At 45.2% G+C, this 2141-nt stretch carries 3 protein-coding genes; 1 reads left to right on the top strand and 2 read right to left on the bottom strand.

Annotation, left to right across the window (positions count from 1 at the left end; genetic code table 11):
- The coding region (locus AB4653_RS07620; RefSeq protein WP_372103736.1) for an iron-sulfur cluster biosynthesis family protein at positions 1 to 321 on the bottom strand (321 nt) is incomplete at its 3' end.
- A gap of 109 nt (positions 322 to 430) precedes the next feature.
- Complete coding sequence (locus tag AB4653_RS07615) at positions 431 to 1144, bottom strand: ComF family protein (protein WP_170962723.1); 714 nt, start codon at positions 1142 to 1144, stop codon at positions 431 to 433.
- 93 nt (positions 1145 to 1237) lie between these two features.
- On the opposite strand from AB4653_RS07615, the gene bioH reads away from it, so the two are divergent.
- Positions 1238 to 2014, top strand: a complete 777-nt coding sequence (gene bioH, locus AB4653_RS07610; RefSeq protein WP_017099269.1) for a pimeloyl-ACP methyl ester esterase BioH — start codon at positions 1238 to 1240, stop codon at positions 2012 to 2014.
- Positions 2015 to 2141: the final 127 nt, after the last annotated feature.

The raw sequence follows: 2141 nt of genomic DNA, 5'->3' as shown, positions 1-2141 counted from the left end.
TGCGTCGTCTGATACTTTACGCATTTTTGCGTTTGGTGCTTTAAGTGTTAGTTGAGAGCCCATTTTGTCAGTCACGAAGTCAATCTCAGCTTCGTCTAGGAATGGCAGGCTTAACTCATCTACGTATGCAGAGAATGCTTCGAAAGACAGTTTTGTATCAGACGCTTCGATAGCATCTGTTGGGCAGTAAGAAACACCACACTCAGCGTTTTGTGTGCCTGGGTTTACCACGAACACACGAATGTTTGTACCTTCAGGCTGCTGTGACAGCAGATTGGCAAAGTGAGTTTGAGCTGTTTCTGTAATAGTAATATTTGACACGACGAATACCTGAGTAGATTTGTAGGTTATTAGCGCCATTCTACTCCTGTCAGACTTGTAATTCAGCCCTTTTTTGTTGGATTGCTGTACAAGTAGCGATTCACAGCTTCTATCCAGAGGGCTCAGGAGTGCGGCAGATGCAGTAAATATCAATCCTTTTCACACCTACTTCAAGTAGTAATTGGCATAATTGATACACAGTACTGCCGGTGGTTACAACATCATCAATTATCGCGACGTGAGAGGGGATATTTCCATGAAAGTCTTGTTTTCTAAGCGTAAAAGCACTCTTTAGATTGTGTAATCGCGCGGATTTAGTTAGCCCTTGCTGAGAAGCTGTTGAGCGAATTCGACGGAACAGCACCTCATCTTTAACGCCAAGTTCTTGAGCTGTGTAATTAGCGAGCAGCTGACTTTGATTAAAGCCACGATGAATATATCGACGCCAATGCAGAGGGACACTGGTGACCATCGAAGCAGGATGTTCGATACGTGAAGCTAATAGCTTTGACAGATCGCGTGCAAACCAAAACTTATCGGCGTACTTCATTTGCTGAATGTAACGTGCTGTTGGAAAGGTGTAGTCCCCAACACAATAGAGACGATGCCAAGGTGGAGGCTGTGATAAACATTGCCCGCACTGCTCTACTGTGAGCAGCGTTTTTAAACCACATCGTCGGCAGCGAGGAACTGGATCAAAGAGTTTGAGACAATAATTACACCATCTAGGGTGAGTATCGCTGTGCGACTTATCTAGCTTACACAGGTCGCATTGAGGTGTGACCAGACGTGGTGTGTGTTTTTGTAGCCAATCGGATAACATAGCTCGTGATGCTTTTGGGTTATGGTGTTCCTTTTACTCACAATACTGAAAAGCGCGGATTATCGCTGATGGAAAAAGTAGGGAATATCGAGAATGAGTGACACGTTATATTGGCATGTTTCTGGGCAAGGGCCTGATTTAGTGTTGGTTCACGGCTGGGGAATGAACGGTGCGGTATGGCAACAAACCGTTGATGCGTTAGAAGCTGATTTTCGAGTGCATGTTGTTGACCTTCCTGGCTATGGACACAGTTCTCATTGCCACGCTCAAGATCTTGAAGAGATAGCTCAGCAATTGTTGGCCGAAGCTCCAAAGCAGGCTATTTGGGTCGGTTGGTCACTGGGTGGCTTGGTCGCAACACACATGGCTTTGCATCACTCAGATTACGTAAGCAAATTGGTGACTGTTGCCAGTTCTCCTAAATTCGCCGCTGCAAAAGAACCCGTGTTATGGCGAGGTATTCAGCCAAACGTATTAAGCGCATTTACCGAACAGCTGGTTAAAGATTTCCAAACCACTATCGAACGCTTTATGGCACTGCAAGCCATGGGCAGCCCTTCTGCAAGGCAAGATGTAAAACAACTCAAGCAAGCGGTACTGTCTCGTCCGCTTCCGAATCCTGATTCTTTATTGGCCGGCTTAAAGATGCTGTCTGATGTTGACTTGCGTGAACAACTGCCGGAGATTTCAGTGCCTATGCTGCGTTTATACGGGCGACTGGATGGATTGGTGCCAATCAAGGTAGCAAAAGATCTGGGTAGAGCGCTGCCTCATACCGAGCAATATATATTCACGCAGTCTTCACATGCGCCGTTTATGACAGAAGCCGATGCCTTTTGCAGTGAACTAGTTAGCTTCGCGCAAAAATAATCACTAAATTTATTGCCGGATTGGTCGATATATAACCTAATACCAATCACTGTAAGTGTTCAAAAATAGCGTAGGAAAAAGGCTTGAGAACAAGGCTGCTTTTTTTTGACAAGTAGTTTTGATAAGT

Origin of the sequence: Vibrio sp. 10N.222.48.A3 (assembly GCF_041475345.1) — a bacterium.
Classification (GTDB): Bacteria; Pseudomonadota; Gammaproteobacteria; order Enterobacterales; family Vibrionaceae; genus Vibrio; species Vibrio tasmaniensis_A.
The sequence above is the reverse complement of the archived record's forward strand: the minus strand, read 5'-3'. Positions and strand labels throughout refer to the sequence as shown.